At 60.1% G+C, this 22203-nt stretch carries 22 protein-coding genes; 14 read left to right on the plus strand and 8 right to left on the minus strand.

Annotated elements, in window-relative coordinates; genetic code table 11:
* Positions 1-108 precede the first annotated feature (108 nt).
* Together C8265_RS12660 and C8265_RS12665 are read left to right on the plus strand one after the other, a co-directional pair.
* Complete coding sequence (locus C8265_RS12660; RefSeq protein ID WP_108484390.1) at positions 109-1473, plus strand: calcium-binding protein; 1365 nt, start codon at positions 109-111, stop codon at positions 1471-1473.
* A 362-nt stretch (positions 1474-1835) separates the two neighbouring features.
* The gene (locus C8265_RS12665) at positions 1836-3473 is read left to right on the plus strand and encodes a calcium-binding protein (protein ID WP_108484391.1); all 1638 of its coding nucleotides are present in this window, start codon (positions 1836-1838) and stop codon (positions 3471-3473) included.
* 141 nt (positions 3474-3614) lie between these two features.
* Here C8265_RS12665 and C8265_RS12670 read toward each other — a convergent pair whose 3' ends face one another.
* Positions 3615-5123 (minus strand): ammonium transporter, encoded by a 1509-nt coding sequence (locus C8265_RS12670; RefSeq protein ID WP_240611073.1) that lies wholly within the window; start codon positions 5121-5123, stop codon positions 3615-3617.
* A 21-nt stretch (positions 5124-5144) separates the two neighbouring features.
* A complete protein-coding gene (locus C8265_RS12675) occupies positions 5145-5483 on the minus strand; it encodes a P-II family nitrogen regulator (protein ID WP_108484392.1) in 339 nt (112 codons plus the stop codon).
* Between the two features lie 270 nt (positions 5484-5753).
* Here C8265_RS12675 and C8265_RS12680 point away from each other — a divergent pair, with 270 nt between their 5' ends.
* On the plus strand, positions 5754-7955 hold the full coding sequence (locus C8265_RS12680; RefSeq protein WP_206050337.1) for a transglycosylase domain-containing protein: 2202 nt from the start codon (positions 5754-5756) through the stop codon (positions 7953-7955).
* On the opposite strand, the gene C8265_RS12685 is transcribed toward C8265_RS12680, so the two are convergent.
* The 3 genes from C8265_RS12685 to C8265_RS12695 are packed head-to-tail and all read right to left on the minus strand — an operon-like array spanning position 7952 to position 9667.
* Positions 7952-8344: a hypothetical protein gene (locus C8265_RS12685; protein WP_108484393.1), complete on the minus strand. Its 393-nt coding sequence runs from the start codon at positions 8342-8344 to the stop codon at positions 7952-7954. The two genes, C8265_RS12680 and C8265_RS12685, sit on opposite strands and share 4 nt — an antisense overlap.
* Positions 8341-8943, minus strand: a complete 603-nt coding sequence (locus C8265_RS12690; protein ID WP_240611074.1) for an MlaC/ttg2D family ABC transporter substrate-binding protein — start codon at positions 8941-8943, stop codon at positions 8341-8343. Before C8265_RS12690 ends, C8265_RS12685 begins: the two co-directional genes overlap by 4 nt.
* A 1-nt stretch (position 8944) precedes the next feature.
* A complete protein-coding gene (locus tag C8265_RS12695) occupies positions 8945-9667 on the minus strand; it encodes an MlaA family lipoprotein (RefSeq protein WP_108484394.1) in 723 nt (240 codons plus the stop codon).
* A 162-nt stretch (positions 9668-9829) separates the two neighbouring features.
* On the opposite strand from C8265_RS12695, the gene C8265_RS12700 reads away from it, so the two are divergent.
* The 6 genes from C8265_RS12700 (at position 9830) to C8265_RS12725 (ending at position 15664) form a co-directional block, all read left to right on the plus strand.
* Positions 9830-11569: a type I secretion system permease/ATPase gene (locus C8265_RS12700; RefSeq protein WP_108484395.1), complete on the plus strand. Its 1740-nt coding sequence runs from the start codon at positions 9830-9832 to the stop codon at positions 11567-11569.
* Complete coding sequence (locus tag C8265_RS12705; protein WP_108484396.1) at positions 11566-12870, plus strand: HlyD family type I secretion periplasmic adaptor subunit; 1305 nt, start codon at positions 11566-11568, stop codon at positions 12868-12870. Before C8265_RS12700 ends, C8265_RS12705 begins: the two co-directional genes overlap by 4 nt.
* Before the next feature lie 68 nt (positions 12871-12938).
* Positions 12939-13400, plus strand: a complete 462-nt coding sequence (locus C8265_RS12710; RefSeq protein ID WP_108484397.1) for a RidA family protein — start codon at positions 12939-12941, stop codon at positions 13398-13400.
* Positions 13397-14155 carry a glycerophosphodiester phosphodiesterase family protein gene (locus tag C8265_RS12715; RefSeq protein WP_108484398.1) on the plus strand — a complete coding sequence of 253 codons (759 nt, stop codon included), beginning with the start codon at positions 13397-13399 and terminating at the stop codon, positions 14153-14155. Before C8265_RS12710 ends, C8265_RS12715 begins: the two co-directional genes overlap by 4 nt.
* Before the next feature lie 31 nt (positions 14156-14186).
* Positions 14187-15371 (plus strand): GNAT family N-acetyltransferase, encoded by a 1185-nt coding sequence (locus C8265_RS12720; protein ID WP_108484538.1) that lies wholly within the window; start codon positions 14187-14189, stop codon positions 15369-15371.
* Positions 15368-15664, plus strand: a complete 297-nt coding sequence (locus C8265_RS12725; RefSeq protein ID WP_108484399.1) for a 4a-hydroxytetrahydrobiopterin dehydratase — start codon at positions 15368-15370, stop codon at positions 15662-15664. The genes C8265_RS12720 and C8265_RS12725 overlap by 4 nt, the downstream gene beginning before the upstream one ends.
* 42 nt (positions 15665-15706) lie before the next feature.
* On the opposite strand, the gene C8265_RS12730 is transcribed toward C8265_RS12725, so the two are convergent.
* Positions 15707-16195, minus strand: a complete 489-nt coding sequence (locus C8265_RS12730) for a peroxiredoxin (protein ID WP_108484400.1) — start codon at positions 16193-16195, stop codon at positions 15707-15709.
* Positions 16196-16281: 86 nt separating this feature from the next.
* On the opposite strand from C8265_RS12730, the gene C8265_RS12735 reads away from it, so the two are divergent.
* From C8265_RS12735 to C8265_RS12745, 3 genes are read left to right on the plus strand one after another with little or no spacing between them, the layout of a single operon-like run.
* On the plus strand, positions 16282-17487 hold the full coding sequence (locus C8265_RS12735) for an NAD(P)/FAD-dependent oxidoreductase (RefSeq protein ID WP_108484401.1): 1206 nt from the start codon (positions 16282-16284) through the stop codon (positions 17485-17487).
* Positions 17484-18050: a 16S rRNA (guanine(966)-N(2))-methyltransferase RsmD gene (rsmD, locus tag C8265_RS12740; RefSeq protein ID WP_108484402.1), complete on the plus strand. Its 567-nt coding sequence runs from the start codon at positions 17484-17486 to the stop codon at positions 18048-18050. Before C8265_RS12735 ends, rsmD begins: the two co-directional genes overlap by 4 nt.
* Positions 18043-18705 (plus strand): HAD family hydrolase, encoded by a 663-nt coding sequence (locus C8265_RS12745; protein ID WP_108484403.1) that lies wholly within the window; start codon positions 18043-18045, stop codon positions 18703-18705. The genes rsmD and C8265_RS12745 overlap by 8 nt, the downstream gene beginning before the upstream one ends.
* Positions 18706-18723: 18 nt before the next feature.
* Here the strand turns inward: C8265_RS12745 and map are convergent, their stop codons facing one another.
* Both map and sfsA read right to left on the minus strand, forming a co-directional pair.
* The gene (map, locus tag C8265_RS12750) at positions 18724-19593 is read right to left on the minus strand and encodes a type I methionyl aminopeptidase (protein WP_240611075.1); all 870 of its coding nucleotides are present in this window, start codon (positions 19591-19593) and stop codon (positions 18724-18726) included.
* A 108-nt stretch (positions 19594-19701) separates the two neighbouring features.
* On the minus strand, positions 19702-20403 hold the full coding sequence (sfsA, locus tag C8265_RS12755) for a DNA/RNA nuclease SfsA (RefSeq protein ID WP_108484404.1): 702 nt from the start codon (positions 20401-20403) through the stop codon (positions 19702-19704).
* Between the two features lie 143 nt (positions 20404-20546).
* Here sfsA and C8265_RS12760 point away from each other — a divergent pair, with 143 nt between their 5' ends.
* The gene (locus tag C8265_RS12760) at positions 20547-21272 is read left to right on the plus strand and encodes a competence/damage-inducible protein A (protein ID WP_108484405.1); all 726 of its coding nucleotides are present in this window, start codon (positions 20547-20549) and stop codon (positions 21270-21272) included.
* Between the two features lie 52 nt (positions 21273-21324).
* Positions 21325-22065, plus strand: a complete 741-nt coding sequence (locus C8265_RS12765) for a GNAT family N-acetyltransferase (RefSeq protein ID WP_240611076.1) — start codon at positions 21325-21327, stop codon at positions 22063-22065.
* Positions 22066-22203: the final 138 nt, after the last annotated feature.

Here is a 22203-nt window from a genome sequence, read left to right on the forward strand (position 1 = left end):
GCCGGTAAACCGACCGGTCGGGTCCGGAAAAATATTTACAAATTTCGTCTAAACAGCGAGGCTTAATCCAAGAATACAGGGGTTTCGCGGGGGCGCGATTGGAAAGGAATGACCATGTTTGCATTGGTGGGGATATTGGGCGTTCTTGCGCTCGGTTTGGTTTTTGACGTTTTTTCTGGGTCTGACTCGTCTGACGAGGTGGATCAGAACGAAGGAACCAACGGCGACGATGTTTTGAACGGCACAGATGGCAATGACATCATCAGCGGTTTGCAAGGCAATGATCTGATCCGCGGGCTTGGCGGCAACGACGCCCTTGATGGTGGGGCCGGGCGCGATCAGGTGTTTGCCGGTGCCGGCGATGATGTGGTCGGTGGCGGGAATGGCGACGACAGCCTGTTTGGCGGTGAGGGCGAAGACGAAATCCGCGGTGGACTCGGGTCTGACTTGATCAATGGCGGCGCGGGGATTGACACGCTCAGCGGGGGCGGCGGCAGCGATGTTATCGATGGCGGCGATGCTGCCGATTCGATCTCGGGTGGGTCGGGTGCCGATACGCTGTATGGCGGCGCCGCTAACGATGTGATCTCGGGCGGCGTTGGTAATGATTTTGTCGACGGCGGTGCTGATGATGACTTTATAAATGGCGATGCTGGTGCTGATACCTTGCTGGGCGGCGATGGCGGCGACCGGTTGATGGGCGACGCGGGCGCGGATCTGATCGACGGGGGGGCCGGTGCAGATTCCCTTGAAGGCGGCCTTGGTGATGATTCGATGCGCGGTGGTATCGCCTTTGACACGTTGCGCGGTGATGATGGCAACGACACGATGTCAGGCGGCATGGGTCAGGATTCATTGGTGGGTGGCCTTGGCGATGACTCGATGTTTGGTGGCATGGGGGCCGATGTGTTGCTTGGCAACGGCGGCGACGACATCTTGTACGGGGTCGAACGCAGCGTCGTGGACGGTGCTCTGGCAGACACCGATGCCGGCGACACCCTGTCCGGGGGCAATGGTGACGACACGCTGATCGGGGGCATTGGTGACGCCATGACCGGCGGTGCGGGCGCAGATGTGTTTACCTCGGGCAGCTGGGTCACCGCAAACGGTCCGATCCCGATCGTAACCGATTATGACAGCAGTGAAGATACCCTGGTGGTGATGTATGATAATCAGGGTGGCACGTCGCCCGGTGTCATCGACGTCACCCCCCACGGAACCGACGGAGCGGATGCGTTGATCCGATTGGATGGCAATAACGTGATGGTCGTGCAGGGGGCCGGTGCCACGCTGACCGCCGGTGATGTCACCCTTATGGAAGGGCCAATTGAAACGCCCGAGGCCGTGGTGGATGGCGCAGAGATTGTGGTGCCGCCTGTGACACCAGCTCCGACACCGACACCCACGCCGACCCCGACCCCGACACCCACGCCCCCGGGTGACGGCGATGGCGATGTGATTGCACCGGGTTAAACCATCGCAGCAGTGGGAATGATGCAAAGGCGTTGAATGTCGCCACGATAACGGGAAAGTGGCCGCCGGATTTGGTGGCCACTCTCATTTTGGGCACAGGCATATGATTACAATGCCCCCGTGAAAGCCGATATTTTGCTGCGTCGAAATCAGCGTTACAGGCCGATCATTTTTCACATCTCCATGTAATCAAAGTGATATCCGGTCGATTTACGTTTGAAATCCAAACAACCTTTCAATTTTAACAGAATGGTTAACTGTCTTTCATTCGAATTAACCTAAAACTGTGATTTGTTTCGACACTTCCCCTCAATCACAACAGTATAGGCAGAGTGGCGCAGATCACTGTATGAGGTCATTCAATGTTAGCCGGGCTATTATTTCTGGGTGTGCTGGCCGCCGTTTCATTTCCTGACATGATGGAACTGACGCGCGGTGGCGGCGATGAGAACACCAATGGCGATGCGCCGGATGGTGATCTGCCGCAAGATGAGGAAATTGATGATCAATCCCCCCTCAGCTTGCCAGATCCCGAGCCGACAGTTGAACCGTCGTCCCAGGAAACTGCGGAAGGCGCGGATCTGTTGCTGGATCCGGGGCCGGGCCAGACCATGATCGACAGTTTTGATCCCGGGTCTGACTCTTTGACGATTGCCATACCGGATGAGGCACAGGAATTCGCGGTGCGCGACACGGTCGATGGGCAACCCGCCATGCTTAGCTTTGAAACCGATGAGGGCGCGGTCGAAATTCTGTTTCCCGAATTGGACAGTGTGCCGGTCAACGACATATTTTTACGGATATCGGATGAGGATTCGCCGACGTTGGACGTGGATATCGGGCTGGCACAATTGATGGATTTGGATTCACCGGTCATCTTGCCCGATGATCCAACCCTTCCCGATGCGCCTGCCCCCCCTGTCGAAGATGGCGGCCCGGTGATTTTGCCCGACGATCCCACTTTGCCCGATCTCCCTGCCCCCCCCACAGAGGATGGCGGCGCGGTGCTGCTGCCGGTGGAGGATGACGCCATCCTGTCGGACCTGACCGCCCTGATTGACCGCGATGGCGGATCGTCCATCGGTGCACAACCGGAGGCCACCGTGATCGACGGGCCAACACCCGACAATGATGCAATCGATTTGCCCCTGACCGGCGCAGCGGGTGATCTGGCCCTGTCACAAGCCGCGCCAACGCTGGATGTGCCGGGGGGCATCCCGTCAACGATCGACATGGGCGCCGGCGATGATTCGCTGACCACGGGTGCGGGTGCGGTTTATGGATTTGGCGGCGAAGGCAACGATACCCTGACCGCCGGGTCCGGTGCCGCCGCGTTATATGGCGGCGCAGGCGAGGATGCCCTGTTCGGCTCTGACGGTGAAACATTTTTGCATGGGGGCGCCGGTGCCGATACGATCATCGGCGGCGAAGCCGGCGAATACCTGGAAGGCGGCGAACATGGCACAGATGGGGCCGATATGGGCAATGACGTGATCGCGGGGAATGGCGGCGCCGATACAATCCGTGGCGGTTGGGGGGCTGATTCCCTGTCTGGCGGCGCGGGTGACGACGTCATCGATCACCGCGGGGCCGATGCCGAACGGATCATTGCCGAACATCACGAATTTGCCTGGCATACCGACGGCGCGCCCGACACGCTGAATGGGGGCATTGGCAACGACACGCTGATCTTTGATCGGGGGGATGTCGTCACCGGTGGCGCGGGCGAAGATGTGTTCTGGCTGTATGCTGACGCCGGGGTGGACGATGGTATCGTGGCCGAACTGGTTGATTTTGTTCCCGGCGAAGATTTCCTGCGGATTTCGCTGAACCCCCAAAGCGGTGGCGCGGGCGATGTGGTGGTGTCGGCGTCAGAAAACGGCTTGGATGGGGTGGTGCAGGTGGATGGCAAAACCGTCGCCGTGTTGCGCGGTGCGCCCGATGCAACGCTGACCGATATCTATGTGGAAACCAGCCCCGATGTATTTCCCGCCGGGTGAACAAAGGTCTGCCAAAGGGTGAAACCCATGAAAGCTGCGGCGAAACTGGCAGCAAGGCAGCTTTGAATGAAATGCGCCCAACGGGCGCTCATTCTGGTCAAACCCGGGCAGATCGCGCTGCCCGGGCCAGGGAAAGCCGGATCAACCGTTCGAGAATTCCGGATACGCCTCCATTCCCAATTCCGACGCATCCAGGCCGCTGATCTCCGCCTCTTCGCTGACGCGCAGGCCCATGGTGGCCTTCAGGATCATCCAGACAATCGTCGACGTGATAACAACAAATGCGCCGACCACGATAATCGCAAAGATCTGCGTGCCAAAGGATGCATCGCCGTTGGTCAGCGGCACAGCCAATGTGCCCCAAATTCCCGCCAAAAGGTGAACCGGAATCGCCCCCACAACATCATCGATTTTCAACTTGTCCAGAAACGGCACCGCAAACACGACAATCACGCCGCCGACCGCCCCGATCAACGTGGCCGCGCCCAAGGTTGGCGTCAAAGGCTCGGCCGTGATTGAAACAAGACCCGCCAGCGCACCGTTCAAAACCATGGTCAGATCAGGCTTTTTATAAACAATCTGAGTCAGCGCCAAGGCGGCGATGGCACCCCCTGCCGCGGCAGCATTGGTGTTTGAAAAGATCCGCGAAATATCGGCCACATCGCCAATGGTGCCCATGGCCAACTGCGATCCGCCATTAAACCCGAACCAACCCATCCACAGGATGAATGTGCCCAATGTGGCCAGCGCCAGGTTGGAGCCGGGCATCGGAATGACCTTGCCATCCTTGTATTTGCCGATCCGTGGCCCAAGGATCAGTGCGCCGCTCAATGCGGCCCAGCCCCCGACCGAATGCACAATGGTCGAGCCTGCAAAATCCTGAAACCCCATCGCATCCAGAAAGCCGCCGCCCCATTTCCACGACGCCTGCACCGGATAGATGACGGCGGTCAAAACGATGACAAACCCCAGAAACGGCCACAGCTTGATCCGTTCGGCCAGACAACCCGACACGATCGAGGCGGTGGCGGCGCAAAACATCAACTGGAAGAAAAAGTCGGATCCGGTCGCGGCATAACCGATATCGTCGGCTGCTGCGGCGGCTATGCCCGCGGCTTCCAGCACGCCGACCGATGGGAACAGGCCGGAAAAATACCCCTCGATCGCCCAATCTCCCAACGGGTACATCAGGTTATACCCGATCAGGTAATAAAACAGCGCGGCCAGCGAAAACAATGAGATGTTTTTCAACAACTGCATGGTCACGTTTTTGCCCCGCACCAATCCGGCCTCCAGCATGGCAAAACCCGCCGCCATCCAGAATACCAGAATGCCGCCGATCAAAAACAGCACGCTGGTATAGATGAAATCGCCGTTCACGAATGGCGCATAGGTGGCCAGCACCGCATCTGACGCGGCGCTGGTGGCATCCTGGGGCGTCGATCCGCCGCCAATCGCGTCGTCATAGGCCCCGGCTGCGGCATCCAGTGCCTTTTGGCGGATGATGTCTTCGGGGGTGACAAAGGCGGCCTGCGCGGCGGCGATGGCTTCGGGCGATGGGCCGCCCTGGGCCGATACGGCCAAGGGCAGGCTGGCCATTGCCAGTAGCCCCAGCATCAGCGCGGCGAATGAGTATTTTAGAAATTTCATGATCTGTCTCCTGGTGCTGTATTACAGCGCGTCGTCATTGGTTTCGCCGGTGCGCACGCGCACGGCGCTTTCCACATCCAGCACGAATATTTTGCCATCGCCGATCTTGGCGGTTTTGGCTGCGGTGGCGATGGTTTCGACCACCTGATCGGCCATGCCATCGCCCACCACGATTTCAAGTTTGACCTTGGGCACGAAATTCACTGCGTATTCTGCGCCGCGATATATTTCCGTGTGGCCCGATTGGGTGCCGAACCCCTTGATTTCGGTCACCATCATGCCGCGCACGCCGATGGCGGTCAGCGCCACGCGCACCTCATCCAATTTGTACGGTTTGATTGTCGCTAGTATCAGTTTCACACTGTTCCCCTTCCGCAGTCCAAGGCCGGGGTGAATTACGGCCCTGTTCACAGTTGCCCGCTAAAAAGGCGCCTCGGTCGCGCGGTTCACAAGGTTTGGCGCGGCGGGTGATGACGGGATTCCCGGGGAGTTACAGATTTCTTGCATAAATTTGCGGCAGTGCTTTAAAAATAAGCGAATGAAAAACCCAAAGTTGATCGGATGCGCTCTCTACTTTAGATGCGCTGCCGTGTACCTTGGGCAAAAGAGCAAGAATTCTGAGGGTTGAGCATGGCCGGGACCGGCAAGAAAAAACCACCATTGGTGGCTGACCGTCGGCGTGGGGCAAAACCCGCGCCAAAACCCGTGGCCAAACGCAAACCAACCCGGCGCAAGGCCGCGCCAAAACGGCGCGGTGGGATTGTCGGGTTCATAACCGGGCTGTTTCGTTGGATATTCACGCTGATCTGGCGGTTGATCTGGCGCAGCGCGGCGGTTGTCGTGTTGTTGATCGGTGTGGGTGTGTTTTACTTTTACACCACCCTGCCGCCGGTTGAGGCGCTGCTTGACGGGCGCGCGCGCGGGTCTGTGACGCTGCTGGATCGCGACGGCGCGGTGTTTGCCTGGCGCGGTGAACAGTTTGGCGGGCAGATTACCGCCCAAAGCGTGTCACCCAACCTGAAAAACGCTATCATCGCCACCGAAGACAAAAGGTTTTACCGCCATTTCGGCGTATCGCCCCGGGGTGTGGCGAGTGCGGTCAAAATCAACCTGTCCGAAGGGCGCGGCCCGCTTTCGGGGCATGGCGGATCGACGATCACGCAACAAACCGCGAAATTGCTGTGCCTGGGCGTGCCCTTTGATCCGTCCGAATGGGAAAGCGAAGCCGCCTATGAAGCCGATTGTCGGCGCGGCAGCATGTGGCGCAAGATCAAAGAGGCCGTGTATGCCATGGGCCTTGAGGCGCGCTATACCAAAGATGAAATCCTGACGATCTATATGAACCGGGCGTTTCTGGGTGCCGGATCGCGCGGGTTTGAGGCGGCGGCACAGCGGTATTTCGGAAAATCCGCCGCGCAGGTCGATCCGGCCGAGGCGGCGATGCTGGCCGGGCTGTTGGTGGCGCCCACGCGCTATGCTCCGACAAATGATCTGGGCCGCTCACAGCGCCGGGCGGAAACGGTGCTGCGCCTGATGCAGGATCAGGGCTATCTCACCACAGCCGAGGCCGCAGTGGCGCGGGATAATCCGGCGGAATTGTCCGATGCGGCCGAGGCGCGTGCGGGGGGCTATTATGCCGATTGGGTTATGGAATCCGGTCCCGATTTTTTGACCCGTGACACCACCGAAGATGTGGTACTGCGCACCACCTTTGACGCGCGCCTGCAACAGGCGGCGGAACAGGCGCTGACCTATGTGTTTGAAAACAAGGTGCGCGCCGGATCAAAGGCGCAGGCGGCGATTGTCGTAATGTCAAGCGATGGTGCGGTGCGTGCCATGGTGGGGGGGCGCAAATTCAAGGGCGTGACCGGGCATTTCAACCGCGCGGTGATGGCCAAACGCCAGACCGGCAGCGCGTTCAAGCCATTTGTTTTCGCCACCGCGCTGGAATTGGGATACAATGCCAACGACACGGTGATGGACAGCCCTTTAACGATAAACGTGCCCGGGTCCGGGCCGTGGACGCCGCGCAATTACACCAACCGGTTTGAGGGCAACGTGACCCTGACCCGCGCATTGGAGCAATCGTTGAACATCCCTGCGGTGCGGGTGTCCGAGGCGGTGGGCCGCGAAAACGTGCGCAAGGTCGCCGAGGATTTCGGCATCGTATCGGATCTGGCGATGGGGCCGGCTTTGGCCCTTGGCGCGTCGGAATCGACATTGCTGGAAATGACCGGCGCCTATGCCGGAATATTGAACGGCGGCACGTCGGTGCGCCCCTATGGGTTGTTAGAGTTGCGCCTGAAGGGCGATGATACGGCCCTGATTGGCCAGGATGGCGGCATGGGCGAACGGGTGATTTCGCGCGATGCGGCGGAACAGCTGATTTACATGATGAACAAGGTTGTTGAAAACGGCACCGGTCAGCGGGCCAAATTGCCCAACCGTCAGGCGGCTGGCAAAACCGGCACAACCCAGGCGGCGCGCGATGCCTGGTTTCTGGGCTTTACCGCCGATTATGTTGCCGGCGTCTGGATGGGGTATGACGACAACACGCCGCTGACGGGGGTAACGGGCGGCGGTCTGCCTGCCGAAATCTGGCACGAGGTGATGGTGCGGGTGCATCAGGGCCTGCCTGCCAGCCCATTGCCAATGAAAGGCCCACCGGCAACGGCCCCCGCGCCTCAGAGCCCGGGGCAAAATTCGGCTGCGAATTCCGATAACGTCAGTCAGGCCCCGGCACAGCGCGCCCCGGCGCAACCGGTGCGCCAGCCCGATCTGATCGAGCGGATCATCGACGATGTGCTGGGTGGTTTGCTGGGGCGGAATTAATCGGTGATGCCGATGTCTTCGGCGGTGGTGACAGTGCCCGCCGGTGCATCGGGATTGCACCGGTCGTATTTGAAGGCAAAACCGTTCCAGGCCAGGATCAGCCCACCATCCGCCGCGCGCATGAACAACGCCCGCGACACCCAGGATTCGCCTTCGCCGTCGCACACCATGTCGTATAATATGGCATCCATATCGCGCACATTGACCGGGGTGGTCATCTTGCATTGGCTTTCCGCGCCAAAGAAGGTGTCGCCCTCAACCTTCAGCGCGCCGCCATCCCCACCGACAATCGTGCAATCGGTTGTGGGGGCCGGTTTATACAACCCGTCAAACGGGTCGGCGGCAACGGGGGCGGCGGCAAACAGGGCCAAGGCCATCGCGCGGATCATCCGGCGCGGGCCAGATCGGCGGTCATCTGATCGATATTGCCACGCCGACGATCCAGCATCGCGCCGATTTCGGTGCGTTCCGATTTCAACAGGCTGACCCCTTCGATCAGCATGTCAAAGAATTTGTCCTTGCCGCTGCGATCAGAAATCAGAAACACCAGATCCACGGGTGACTGACCCCGCAACAGCGCCTTTGATTTCACCTCGTAAAAGGATTTGACGGGCCGGGCCGATTGCACCTCGATCTGGCCACCGATGAATTCCTGAAACCGCGACCCGTATTTGCGGCCCACATAGCCCGCGAACGCCTTGGTAAAGGCCTGCATCTGTGCCCCGCTGGCGGTGCGGGCCACAGGGCCAAGGGTGGTGCGCGCAATGGTCGGCACATCGGCAAATTTCAGGAATATCCGCTCAAACTCGCGAAACATTGGTGTGCCGGTCTTGCCCGACGCAATCACCGCGTTGATATCGCCGACCAGGGCATCCACCAGACGGCGCGCGGTTTCGGTGTTCAGCGCAAAAGCAGGAATGGCCGTGGCCGCCAGGGGCAGGGCGATCAGACCGCCGATAAAGTGGCGGCGGGACATGAAATGCAACATATCAATCCTCATAGGGGTCAAAATATTCGTCATCCGCGGTGCCCCCGGCCACATCGAACCGACGGTTTTGCAAATATAATATGCGCGCCTGCGCATAAGAATCGGCGCTGTCGTACAACAGATCGTCAACCGTATCGCCGAAATCGTCGCGTTTTCCGACCTTGGCGGCAACTTTCACGCCCAAGGCATAATATCTTTCCCGCTCGCCAAAGGCAAAACCCAGCGGATCAAGAAACCGGTCAACGACCTTGCCAATCGCATCCCGCTCGGTTGAGGGGCCAAGAACCGGCAATACAAGATACGCGCCTTCGGGCGCGCCCCAAACCGCCAGTGTCTGGCCGAAATCGGCGTCGCGCTCTTCCAGTCCAAAGGAACTGGCGACATCGAACAATCCCCCCACCCCAAGCGTGGTGTTGAGCACAAAGCGAAATCCGTTGTGAATGGCATCTTCGCCATTGCCTTGCAGCACATTGTTGACCACGGCACCGGGCCCATCCAGATTATCTGCCAGATTGCCAACCATGCGCCGGACCGGCGCGGGCACGCTGCCGCCATAGGCCGATGCGCCGCCGCCAATGATCAGCCGGTCCAATTCGGTATTGGCGTTGAACACTTCGCGGTTGCGCTGTTCAAACGGGTCAAACACAGCGTCGCGCGTCACTGCGCCTTCGGGTGTGGTACAGGCGGCCAGTACGGCCAGGACTGGAAAAATCAGGATGCGCAATTCAGGGACTCAAATCATTTGCAACGTATGTGGAAAGCAGTTTCCCATACACTGTTGTTTAATATAATCTGTGTCAAAGATAAGCGTGTTACGCCCCGGTCACAAGCGGGCGAACGGCAAATGATATTGGCGGCCCGGCAGAAGCAGGATCGAAACACATAAATGAGACAGATTAAAACTGCCGCTGGTGCCAGCGAATTGGCCAAAGCCCGGGCAGAAAGCCGCAGCCTGTTTTGGATCGTGGGCATCTTCAGCTTTTTCGTGAATTTGCTGATGCTGACCGGTCCGATGTTCATGCTTCAGGTTTATGACCGGGTCCTGGGCAGCCGAAGCGAGGCGACGCTGCTGGCGTTGTTCATCCTCATGGGCTTTTTGTTTTTGATCATGGGGGTGCTTGATTATGCCCGGGGGCGCATCCTGTCGCGCATCGGGGCACGATTTCAGGCAAAGCTGGATCGCCGGGTTTTTTCCGCGATGGTGCGCAAATCCGCGGTGGCCCCCGAAAACGAGGCGCAGGCATCAAACAATCTGCGCGATCTTGAGGCGGTACAACGCTTCATGGCGTCACCGGTGTTGACTGCGTTTTTCGATCTGCCGTGGACACCGCTGTTTTTTCTGGCAATCGTGCTGTTTCATCCATGGCTGGGCATATTGGCCATAAGTGGCGGTGCGCTTCTGGTTGTTGTGACGATCCTGAACCAGACCCTGACGATCGGCCCGGTGTCGCGGGCCAATCAGGCATCGCTGCGCGCCGAACGTATGGCCGAACAGATCCGCGTTGAGGCAGAGTTGGTGCGTTCATTGGGGATGCAGGATTCAACCTTCAGCCGCTGGCAGGTTTTGCGCACGGCCGGTCTGAAGGAAGCGATCACATCGGCAGATGTGGGCGGCGGTTTCACGTCTTTGTCAAAAACGTTCCGGCTGTTTTTGCAATCGACCATGCTGGCGCTGGGCGCATATCTTGTGTTGCTGGGGCAGATGACACCGGGGGGCATGATTGCCGCCTCGATCCTGCTGGGGCGGGCCCTGGCGCCGGTTGATCTGGCGCTGGGGCAATGGCAGGTGGTGCAACGCGCCCGTCAGGGTTGGAAAAACCTCAGTGAACTTCTCAGCCTGATCAGCGAAGAACCACCGCGCACCGCCCTGCCCAAACCCAAGGCGCATTTGACGGTGCATCAGGTGACAATCATCCCCCCCGGCGAAAAACAGGCCTCGGTGCGGATGGTCAGTTTTGATGTCGCACCCGGCGAAGCAGTGGGCATCATCGGCCATTCGGCCAGCGGCAAATCCACCCTGGCCCGGGCGTTGGTGGGGGTTTGGCGCCCTTCGGGCGGGAAAATCCGTCTGGATGGGGCATCGCTGGAACAATACGAACCTGACGTGCTGGGCCAGCATATCGGCTATTTGCCCCAGCGGGTACAGTTGTTTGATGGCACGATTGCGCAAAACATTGCCCGGTTGAAACCCGATGCCCGCGACGAAGATATCGTTCTGGCCGCCAAGAAGGCCGCGGCCCATGATTTGATTTTGAAAATGCCCGATGGATATGACACCTTGGTCACCCCGTCGGGCGGGCGGCTGTCGGGGGGGCAAATGCAACGGATCGGACTGGCGCGCGCCATGTTTGGCGATCCGGTTCTGTTGGTATTGGACGAGCCGAATTCCAACCTTGATAACGAAGGCTCCGAGGCGTTGAACCTGGCCATTCGCGCCATGAAGGCCGAAGGAAAATCAGTGCTGATCATGGCGCACCGCCCCGCCGCCATCAAGGAATGTGACAAACTGGTGGTGATGGAGGGCGGCATTCGCCGCGCCTTTGGCCCGCGCGATGAGGTGTTGCGCGAAATGGTCGTCAACCACGAACAGATCAAGGGCGGTTCGGCCCGTACAGGTGTTCAATGAGCGGCAAAAAAGAATGGTCAGCCACGCGGCCCGTTCTGGTGGGGTTGATCGCGCTGATCGTGCTGGTCGGCGGATTTGGCACCTGGGCCACAATGACCGAGATTTCCGGCGCCATCATCGCCCCTGGCCAGCTTGAGGTGGATCGCAACCGCCAGGTGGTACAGCACCCCGATGGCGGTGTCGTTTCGGCCATTCTGGTGGGTGAAAACGATACGGTTGAGGCGGGCGATACCCTTGTGCGGCTTGATCCGACGTTGTTGCAATCGGATTTGAATACTGTCGAAAGTCAGTTGTTCGAACTGATGGCGCGCCGCGGTCGGTTGGAGGCCGAGCGGGATAGCGCCACAGATGTGACATTTGCCCCCGCTCTGCTGGAAGCCGCACGAAAAAACCCCGAGGTGATGGATCTGGTCGAAGGACAGCGGCGCTTGTTTGAAGCGCGGGTATCATCGCAAGAGCAGCTGATCGAACAACTGGGTCTGCGCCGGGGCCAGATCGCCAGCCAGATCGTTGGCGTAACGGCCCAGCAACAGGCATTGGCCACACAGCAAGAACTGATTGAACAGGAATTGACCGCACAGCAATCTTTGCTGGCGCGCGGTCTTACGCCGGCCACACGGGTGCTTGCCCTGCAACGCGAAGAGGCGCGGTTGCGCGGCACGGTCGGAGAACTGACCGCCGGAGCAGCCGAAGCGCAGGAGCGGATCACCGAAATCGAGCTTGAGATTTTGCGCACCTCCACAACCCGCCGCGAAGAGGCGATCAGCCAAATCCGTGATTTGCAGTTTCGCGAACTGGAACTGGCCGAACGGCGCCGGTCCCTGATTGAACGGTTGTCGCGGCTGGATATTCGCGCCCCTGTTGGCGGGGTTGTTTATGGCATGACCGTGTTTGCCGAACGTTCGGTCATTCGCCCGGCGGATCCGGTGCTGTTTATCGTGCCACAGGATCGCGCCCTGGTCATCGCCAGTCGGGTCGAGGCGATGAACATCGATCAGGTGCATCTGGGCCAAAAGGTGACATTGCGCCTGTCGGCATTCGATGCCCGCACGACACCGGAACTGATTGGTGAGGTTGCACAGATTTCCGCCGATACCTTTGTCGATGAAACGTCACGGGTGGCGTTTTACCGGGTCGAATTGCGGATCATGCCGGATGAGGTGGATAAACTGCCCGGCAACCTCACATTGATCCCCGGAATGCCGGTCGAAGCGTTCTTGCGCACCGATGATCGCACGCCGCTGGCCTATCTGGTGCGCCCGTTTGCCGATTATTTCGCAAAGGCGTTTCGTGAAAGTTAAGGCGGGCCTTTTCGCGCCGCGCGGCGCAGAGTACAGTTTGCAGATCATTGAACCAAAAAGGATATCCCATGGGACAGATCGAATCGCGCCTGGCAGAACTGGGCGTTACCCTGGCAACCGCACCGGCCCCTGCCGCCAATTATGTGCCCTATGTCGTCGTGGGTGACATTGTTTATGTGTCGGGGCAGGTTTCGCAAAATGCCGACGGCATGATCACCGGCAAGGTGGGCGATGATCTGACCGTTGAACAGGGCGCGGCCGCGGCCAAAGCCTGTGCCATCAGTTTGCTCAGCCAGGTCAAGGCGGCCTGTGACGGCGATCTTGAGCGTCTGGTGCGGGTGGTGAAATTGACCGGTTTTGTCAATTCGCATGGTGATTTTGCTCAGCAGCCGGGCGTGGTGAATGGATGTTCCGATTTCCTGGTCGAAGCGTTGGGTGACAAAGGCCGGCACGCACGTTCGGCTGTCAGTGCGGGATCGTTGCCGTTCAACGTTGCGGTGGAAATCGAAGGGATCTTTCAGATCAAATGACCCTGCCTGCATCTTTTCTGACCACGCCCCTGGCGCATCGGGGATTGCATGATCAGACCCGGGGCCGCCCCGAAAACAGCCGCGCGGCCTTTCGCGCGGCCATCGCGGCGGGCTATGGCATCGAACTTGATGTACAGCGCGCCGCCGATGGCGCGGCGATGGTGTTTCACGATTACGATCTGCCCCGCCTGACCGGTACTGAAGGCACGGTTCGCACCACATCGGCCGCCGCATTGGGCCAAATCCGCCTCAGCGGTGGTGACGAAGCCATCCCGACCCTGGACGAGGTGCTGAACCTTGTGGCGGGTCAGGTGCCGCTTTTGATTGAGATAAAAGATCAGGATGGCGCGCTGGGCGGCGATGTCGGCCCATTGGAACAGGCGGTTGCCGATCTGTTGCAGGGGTACAGCGGCGATGTGGCGGTGATGTCGTTCAACCCGCACGCTGTTGCGGCCTTGGCCAAGGCCGCGCCACAGGTGCCCCGGGGCCTGACCACCTGTGCGTTTTCGCCCGACGATTGGGGTGTTTCGCCCGAACGGGCCGAACATCTGACCCGGATCGTCGATTATGACCGGCTGAATGCGTGTTTTGTCAGCCATGACCGCAATGATCTGGCCAATCCCCGACTGGCCGAATTGCGGGCGTCGGGTGCGGGCATTCTGTGTTGGACCATTCGTACCCCCGACCAAGAGGCCGAGGCGCGCAAGGTTGCCGACAATATCACGTTTGAAGGCTATGCGCCGGTGCGGGCTTGACCGGCGGGCAAACAACACCACCTGTCGGGGCATGAGTGAGCATCAGATAGAAATCAGCGTTCTTCCCTCACTGGCCGAAATTGACGCCAGCGATTGGGATGCCTGTGCCTGCCCCGAAGTGGCGGATGGCGGCCGCCCGTTTGATCCGTTTACGACACACCGCTTTCTCAAGGCATTGGAAGACAGCGGTAGCGTTGGGCCGGGCACCGGATGGCAGCCGCAATATCTGGTGGCGCGCGCCGACGGTAAGGTGATCGCCTGTGCGCCGCTTTATGCCAAGGGCCACAGCCAGGGCGAATATATATTCGATCACAATTGGGCCCATGCCTTTGAACGCGCCGGGGGCCGGTATTACCCGAAATTGCAAATCGCGGTGCCGTTTACCCCCGCGACAGGGCGTCGGTTTCTCACCCGTCCGGGCCATTGGGAAACCGGCCTTGCCGCCCTGACCCAAGGCGCGGTGCAACTGGCTGCGAACAATCAATTGTCATCGCTGCATATCACATTTTGCACCAAGGCTGAGGCCGAGGCAGGCGCGCAGATGGGCCTGATGGCGCGCACCGGGCAACAGTTTCATTGGTTCAATCAAGGCTACGGCAGCTTTGATGATTTCCTCGCCCAACTGTCCAGCCGCAAGCGCAAGAATATCCGCAAGGAACGCGCCACCGCCCAAGCGTTTGGCGGCGACATCGTGCATCTGACCGGTGATCAGATCGAACCGCACCATTGGGATGCATTCTGGCAGTTTTATCAGGATACCGGCGCGCGCAAATGGGGCACGCCCTATTTAACCCGTGCGTTTTTCGACATTGCACAGGATGTGTTGCGCGATGATATCCTGTTGATCCTTGCGATGGATGGCGACCGCGCGATCGCCGGGGCGCTGAACGTGATCGGGCGCGATGTGTTATATGGGCGGTACTGGGGCTGTGTGCAGGATCATCCCTGTCTGCATTTCGAACTGTGTTACTATCAGGCGATTGATCATGCCATCGCCCACGGTCTGAAACAGGTCGAGGCGGGGGCACAGGGCGAACACAAACTGGCGCGCGGCTATTTGCCCACGCCCACCCATTCGCTGCATTGGATCGCCGATGATGGCTTTGCCGATGCGGTGGGTGAGTACCTGAAGGCCGAGCGGGCAGCAGTGGATGATGAAATCGAAGTGCTGACCAGTTTTGGGCCGTTCAAGAAAACCACAGGAGAGCCGGAATGACCGATTCACTGCCCGCCGATGAACGTGACGCCGCATTGGCGCCTTTGCTGGCCAATGGATGGACCATGGCAGAGGGTCGCGATGCGATTGAAAAATCGTTCAAGTTTCGAAACTTCATCGAGGCATTCGGGTTCATGACCCGTTGTGCGATGATCGCCGAAAAGCTGAATCACCACCCCGAATGGTTCAATGTCTACAACCGCGTTGATGTGGTGCTGACCACCCATGATTGCGGCGGGTTAAGCGAACTGGATATCAAATTGGCCCGGCGGATGGATAAACTGTCGGGCTAAACAGAATGGCCCCCGCACCGGTTGGGTGCGGGGGCCGGAACATTACAGCGCGGCCACCATGGCTTCGCCGCCCGAAACGTCGCAGGTGCCGGGGCTTTCCTCTTCGTGGATGATTTTGACTTCGCCGCCCTCAACCATCATCGCATAGCGTTTTGAACGTGCGATCAATCCGGCGGGCGGGGCGTTGAATTCGCGGCCCATCGCCTTGGTGAATTCGCCTTCGGGATCGCCCAGCATGGTGATGCCCGCGTCGCCCGCGCCGGTGCTGTCTGACCAGGCTTGCATCACGAACGGATCATTGACCGAAATGCAAATCACATCGGTCACGCCTTTTTTGGTCAGATCTTCTCTTGCGCGCATGAAGCTGGGCACATGGGCGTTGGTGCAGGTGCCGGTAAACGCGCCGGGCAGGGCGAAAATCACCACTTTTCGGTCGCCGATGAGGCCGTGCAAATCAACCGTTTCAGGGCCGTCCGCGCCCAGTTTAAGCAGGGTTGCATTGGGAAGTTTGTCGCCAACTGAAATTGCCATGGGAAATATTCCTCCGTTGGATTGCATGGATCTTCCCCCTCCATATAGGTTGTGCGCGATACAGTCACCAGAAGGGCCACGAAAACATGGCAGATATTGTTGTAATTGGCGGCGGTCAGGCCGGCTCCTCGCTTGTGGCGCGGCTGCGCGAACAGGGGTTTGAGGGCGGCGTGACCCTGGTGTGCGGCGAATCCGTGCCGCCCTATCAGCGCCCGCCACTGTCAAAGGCATATCTGCTGGGCGATATGGACGAGGCGCGCCTGTATCTGCGGCCCGAAAGTTATTACGCCGAAAAGGGTATCGAACTGGTGCTGGGGGCCGAAACCGTGGCGATTGACCGGGTGGCGAAAACTGTGACGCTGGCGGATCGGGTGCTGCCCTATGATCAACTGGCGCTGACCACCGGATCGCACCCACGCCGGTTGCCCGCCGCCATGGGCGGCGATTTGGCAGGGGTGCATGTGGTGCGCACCCTGGCCGATGTGGATGGGATGCAGCCCGGTTTTGGCCCCGGCAAACGCGCCCTGATCGTGGGCGGGGGTTATATCGGGCTTGAGGCGGCGGCGGTGGCGCGCAAGCTGGGGGTTGAGGTGACGCTGGTTGAAATGGCGCCACGCATCCTGCAACGGGTCGCAGCCCCCGAAACATCCGATTATTTCCGCGCCTTGCACACAGCCAAAGGGGTTGCGATACGCGAAGGGTTGGGGCTGGAGCGGCTGTTGGGCGATACCCATGTCACCGGCGCGCGGTTTTCCGATGGGTCGGAAATTGCCGTGGATTTCGTGATTGTCGGCGTTGGCATTGCGCCCGCCACCGAACTGGCTGAGGCGGCGGGCGTGGCGGTGGACAATGGTATTGTCGTCGATGCCCAAGGGCGCACGTCTGATCCCCATATCTGGGCCGCCGGGGATTGTGCGATTTTTCCGCGTCACGGCCAGATGATCAGGTTGGAATCGGTGCAAAACGCCATTGATCAGGCCGAACAGGTGGCCGACAACATGCTGGGCGCCGGCGTTGATTATGACCCGAAACCCTGGTTCTGGTCCGATCAGTATGATGTGAAACTGCAAATCGCCGGGCTGAACACCGGATATGACCGGGTGGTGGTGCGCAAAACCGGGGACAGCGTCAGCCATTGGTATTACGGCGGCGAAACCCTGTTGGCAGTGGATGCGATGAACGATCCGCGCAATTACATGATCGGCAAACGGTTGATTGAGGCCGGAAAATCCCCCGCCCCCGATGTGATCGCCAACCCCGAAACCGATATGAAGGCCTTGCTGAAAGCGTGAGGATCATTGGCGGTAAAATGCGCGGCACGGCGTTGGTCGGGGTGGGCGCGGGCGATCCGGGCGCGCAATTGCGCCCGACGACCGACCGGGTGCGCGAAAGCATTTTCAACCTGTTGCTGAACGGCGGCTATGGAAATCCGGTGGCAGGCGCGCGGGTGTTGGATTTGTTCGCCGGCACCGGTGCTTTGGGGCTTGAGGCACTGTCGCGCGGGGCCGGTTCGGTGACATTCGTGGAACAGGGCCGCAAGGCACAGGCGCTTTTGACCGCCAATATCGCCAAGTGCCGCGCCGGGGAGGAAACCACCGTGATCCGGCGCGATGCAACGCGGTTGGGGGACTGTGCCGTTCCCTATGATCTGATCTTGCTTGATCCGCCCTATGGCACCGATCTGGGGGCGCGGGCCTTGGCGGCTGCGTTGCGGGGCGGGTGGTTGGCCAATGGCGCCCTTGTGATGTGGGAGGATGACACCGCACCCCTGCCGCCCGCCGGGCTGGTACAAAGGGATCAGCGCAGGTATGGCAGCACGGTGATCACCATTTTGCAAAGGGAACCCGATGTCTGATTTGCCCGGCCTTGTGATATTTGATTGTGACGGTGTGCTGGTCGACAGCGAACCGCCCGCAACCCAGGTGATTGTTGCCAATCTGGCCCGCTATGGCCTGACCTTGTCAGAGGCCGAGGCCGATATCCTGTTTACCGGCGGCACGATGAAAGGTGTCGAAGCCCAGGTGCGGGCGCGCGACATCCCCCTGCCCAAGGATTGGTTGGACGAGATTTACGGCGAAATCTACGACCGGTTGCGCCAGGGCGTGCCATTGATCAAAGGTGTCGTGGCGGTGTTGGATGGGCTGGACAGGGCCGGTGTGCCCTATTGCGTTGGCAGCAACGGCAGCGAAACAAAGATGGGCATCACCCTGACCCCGTCGGGGTTGTTGCAGCGGTTAGAGGGGCGGATTTATTCGGCCCACACCCTTGGCACTGCCAAACCCGAGCCCGACATGTTTCTGAAGGCGGCGGCAGATTTTGGCGTGGATCCGGCGCGCTGTGTTGTGATTGACGACAGCCCCACAGGTTGCACCGCCGGGGTGCGGGCGGGCATGCGCACCCTTGGTTATGCCGAAACAACCGATCCTGCGCGTCTGGCCGCCGTGGGGGCCACCCCGGTGCGATCAATGGCCGAGGTGGCAGAAATGTTGGGTTTGCCCGCCTTGGTCTGACCGGCCCCACCCCGCGTTTTATGATGTGGGGTGAAACATCCCACCGGGCGACAAAGTGAAAATTTCACACCCATCCGCCGTCACGCCGACCGAATGTTCAAACTGCGCCGAAAGCGATTTGTCGCGCGTCACCGCTGTCCAGTCATCGCGCAGAACCACGGTTTCAGGGCGTTTCAGATTGACCATGGGTTCTATGGTGAAAAACATGCCCTCTTCCAACTTTGGGCCGGTGCCGGGTTTGCCGTAATGCACCACATTGGGCGGCGCATGAAACACCCGCCCCAATCCATGGCCACAGAAATCGCGCACGATGGATTTGCCCTGGCCTTCGGCGTAACTTTGGATCGCATGGCCGATATCGCCAAAGGTATTGCCGGGTTTCACCGCCTCAATGCCTTTCATCAGCGCGTCATGGGTGACCTGAATCAGGTTGGCGGCATAAGGCGCAACCTTGCCCACCGTATACATGCGCGACGTATCACCATACCATCCATCGACAATCACCGTTACGTCGATGTTCAGGATATCACCATCGACAAGCGCGTCATCGGCGCGGCGCACCTCGACCGAGCGGTTGGCGGTTTCGTTTTTCCATTTCGGAATTGGCGCACCGGGAATGCCGTGGCACACCACATGGTTCACCGAAATGCAGCTGGCGTGTTTGTACCCTTTGTATCCGATGGTGGCCGATGTGGCCCCCGCATCATTCACCCAATCGGTGATCAACCGGTCAAGTTCGCCAGTGGTCTGGCCGACGCGGACATGGGGCGCGATATCATCGAGGATTTTCGCGGCCAGCGCCCCGGCGGCGTGCATTCCGGCGAAATCGCGGGTTTCGTAAATGCGGATGCCATCCCGGGTCAGGCGGCCTCGGTTCGTTTCGTCCACACTGGGCCTCTTTGGTTATTGTGATGCGCCAGGCGCGAATGGCGCAGATATAGGGCGCAGATGCCGAATATGCCACCCCTGCGGCGCAGACACAGGGGCGGATACGGCCTAGGTAATGGGCAGCGCGTGGCACAGGGTCACACCCGCCACATCTATCGCCGTGTCATAGCACAGCATTTCAACCCCGGCATCCCGCGCCCGCAAAAATGCGCTGGCATATCCCGGGTCAAGATCGCCTGCCATCGTCAGATGGGTGCAATCGGTGCGTTGCACCAGATACAGCATCACGGCGCGATGCCCCTGTGCCACCATATCCGACAGATCGCCCAGATGTTTCGCCCCCCGCGTGGTCACACAATCGGGAAATTCGGCCAATGTGCCTTGGCGCAACAGGTGCACATTCTTCACCTCGACATAGGCATCGGGCAGGCCCGGTTCGGTGAGCAGGAAATCGACGCGGCTGTTGGTGCTGTATTTCACCTCGGCGCGCACAGTGGCGTACATGGCCAGTTCGGGGATGGCACCGGCGCGCAATGCCTCGCCCACCACCCGGTTTGGCACGCCGGTGTCGATGCCTGCCCAATGACCATTGTCAAATTCAACCAACCGCCAGCCATAGCGCAGCTTGCGCTTTGGATCGTTGTTATACTCCAGCCACACCCGCAACCCGGGGTCTTTCAACCCCAGCATCGCGCCGGGATTGGGGCAATGGGCGCGCACGGTTTCACCGGTGTCCAGCGTGGCTTCGGATAAAAACCGGTTCCAGCGCCGGATCAGGCGCCCGGGGATCAGGGGCGAGGGAAATTCCATAACTCTTTGTAACAGCGCGGGCATCCCCGGAACAAGACGCGCCCGTGTACCGTGCAATTTTTGCCCGCACCGCTCGTGCCCCGCTGGCGAAACCGCGCAAGGGGATGTAACCCTGTTGTCAGAACCCAAAAGGAGGCCTGCCCGTGTCAAACCCCACTGCCGCCATGCTGGTGATTGGCGATGAAATCCTGTCGGGGCGCACCCGCGATGCCAACATGTATTATCTGGCCGGTGAGCTGACCAAGCATGGGATCGATCTGAAGGAACTGCGCGTCGTGTCCGATGACGCACCCGCCATTGTCGCGGCGGTCAGTGCCCTGCGCGACGGGTTTGACCATGTGTTCACCTCGGGGGGGATCGGGCCAACCCATGATGACATCACCGCCGATTGCATCGCCCAGGCGTTTGGTGTGCCGATCGACGTGCGCGCGGATGCCGCCGCCCTTCTTCAGGCCCATTACGACCGGCAGGGCCAGGACTTTAACGAAGCGCGCAAACGCATGGCGCGCATTCCCGACACCGCCACCCTGATCGAAAATCCGGTGTCGATTGCACCGGGGTTTTCCATTGGCAATGTGCATGTCATGGCCGGTGTGCCTGCTGTGTTTCAGGCCATGGTCGCCACCGTTTTGCCCACGCTGACCGGCGGCGCGCCGCTGTTGTCACAAACCCTGCGGGTGGATCGCGGCGAAGGCGATATCGCCGGGCCTCTGGGCGGTTTGGCGCAGGCGTTTCCGGATTTGTCCATCGGATCATATCCGTTTCAACGCCACGGGGCCCATGGCAGCAATGTGGTGATTCGCGGCAGTGATGGCGCCCGGGTGAATGACGCGATGGCGCAATTGCGCGAGCTGTTTCCAGAAACCTGACCGACACGCCCCACCATGGACAGCCGCCCCCGCGCGGGCCATAACACACGGTGTGACTGACGATTTACCCAACCCCGATCAACTGTTCGCTGCACTTGCCGCCACATGGCCCGCGGCCGCGCAAACCCATGCGCCGCCGTTCCTGTTGCGCGATGGGGCGGGGGGCGGCAAACGGGTTTCTGCCGCCAGTGTGATCGGGCCGGTGGGGCCAGATGACATTGCAAACGCCGAAATCGCCATGGCAAGGCTGGGCCACCCACCGCTGTTCAGCCTGCGGGGAAATCTCGGCCCGGTTGATGCGCTGCTGGCCGATCGGGGCTATCGCATGGTTGATCCGACGGTGATTCGGGCCTGTCCTGTCGGTGCTTTGTCCCGGTTCGATCTGCCCCGTCTGGCGGCGTTCACCCTGTGGGAGCCATTGGAGATCATGCGCGAAATCTGGGCCGAGGGCGGCATCGGCCCGGAAAGGATGGCGGTGATGGCGCGGGTGACAGGCCCGAAAACCGCGCTGTTGGGGCGCAGTCAGGCGCGCGCGGCGGGGGCGGGGTTTGTTGCGTTGCACGGCGATATCGCCATGGTGCATGCACTGGAAATTCGCGCCAATGCACGCCGCCAGGGGGCCGCGCGCCACATGATGATTGCCGCCGCAAAATGGGCGCAAAGCCACGGCGCGCGTCACATGGCCATTGCCGTGACCCAGGCGAATGGGGCGGCGAATGGGCTGTACACTTCCCTTAACATGCCTGTTTGCGCTACATACCATTATCGCATCAAAGACGGGGCCGATGAATGATGATGGCCCAAGGGCGCTGAAATCGCCTGTTGCGCATTTGCAACCCTGCCTGTGGGTCGTGTCGGGGTGTGCCACAAAGATGCCAGAATCGATTGGGAAAATTGACAGGCCCGGCGCGTTGCAGGCTTAAACAGGACC

This window comes from Oceaniglobus ichthyenteri, assembly GCF_003057885.1.
Taxonomy (GTDB): Bacteria; Pseudomonadota; Alphaproteobacteria; order Rhodobacterales; family Rhodobacteraceae; genus Oceaniglobus; species Oceaniglobus ichthyenteri.

What these genes read in the sequence shown, in the direction of transcription:
- C8265_RS12700 (WP_108484395.1), top strand. Translation starts at nt 9,830, where the DNA reads ATGAGACAGATTAAAACTGCCGCTGGTGCCAGCGAATTGGCCAAAGCC.
- C8265_RS12670 (WP_240611073.1), bottom strand. Translation starts at nt 5,123, where the DNA reads ATGAAATTTCTAAAATACTCATTCGCCGCGCTGATGCTGGGGCTACTG.
- C8265_RS12680 (WP_206050337.1), top strand. Translation starts at nt 5,754, where the DNA reads ATGGCCGGGACCGGCAAGAAAAAACCACCATTGGTGGCTGACCGTCGG.
- C8265_RS12730 (WP_108484400.1), bottom strand. Translation starts at nt 16,195, where the DNA reads ATGGCAATTTCAGTTGGCGACAAACTTCCCAATGCAACCCTGCTTAAA.
- sfsA (WP_108484404.1), bottom strand. Translation starts at nt 20,403, where the DNA reads ATGGAATTTCCCTCGCCCCTGATCCCCGGGCGCCTGATCCGGCGCTGG.
- C8265_RS12745 (WP_108484403.1), top strand. Translation starts at nt 18,043, where the DNA reads ATGTCTGATTTGCCCGGCCTTGTGATATTTGATTGTGACGGTGTGCTG.
- C8265_RS12715 (WP_108484398.1), top strand. Translation starts at nt 13,397, where the DNA reads ATGACCCTGCCTGCATCTTTTCTGACCACGCCCCTGGCGCATCGGGGA.
- C8265_RS12720 (WP_108484538.1), top strand. Translation starts at nt 14,187, where the DNA reads ATGAGTGAGCATCAGATAGAAATCAGCGTTCTTCCCTCACTGGCCGAA.
- C8265_RS12690 (WP_240611074.1), bottom strand. Translation starts at nt 8,943, where the DNA reads ATGTTGCATTTCATGTCCCGCCGCCACTTTATCGGCGGTCTGATCGCC.
- C8265_RS12735 (WP_108484401.1), top strand. Translation starts at nt 16,282, where the DNA reads ATGGCAGATATTGTTGTAATTGGCGGCGGTCAGGCCGGCTCCTCGCTT.
- C8265_RS12660 (WP_108484390.1), top strand. Translation starts at nt 109, where the DNA reads ATGACCATGTTTGCATTGGTGGGGATATTGGGCGTTCTTGCGCTCGGT.
- C8265_RS12710 (WP_108484397.1), top strand. Translation starts at nt 12,939, where the DNA reads ATGGGACAGATCGAATCGCGCCTGGCAGAACTGGGCGTTACCCTGGCA.
- C8265_RS12725 (WP_108484399.1), top strand. Translation starts at nt 15,368, where the DNA reads ATGACCGATTCACTGCCCGCCGATGAACGTGACGCCGCATTGGCGCCT.
- C8265_RS12685 (WP_108484393.1), bottom strand. Translation starts at nt 8,344, where the DNA reads ATGATCCGCGCGATGGCCTTGGCCCTGTTTGCCGCCGCCCCCGTTGCC.
- C8265_RS12665 (WP_108484391.1), top strand. Translation starts at nt 1,836, where the DNA reads ATGTTAGCCGGGCTATTATTTCTGGGTGTGCTGGCCGCCGTTTCATTT.
- C8265_RS12705 (WP_108484396.1), top strand. Translation starts at nt 11,566, where the DNA reads ATGAGCGGCAAAAAAGAATGGTCAGCCACGCGGCCCGTTCTGGTGGGG.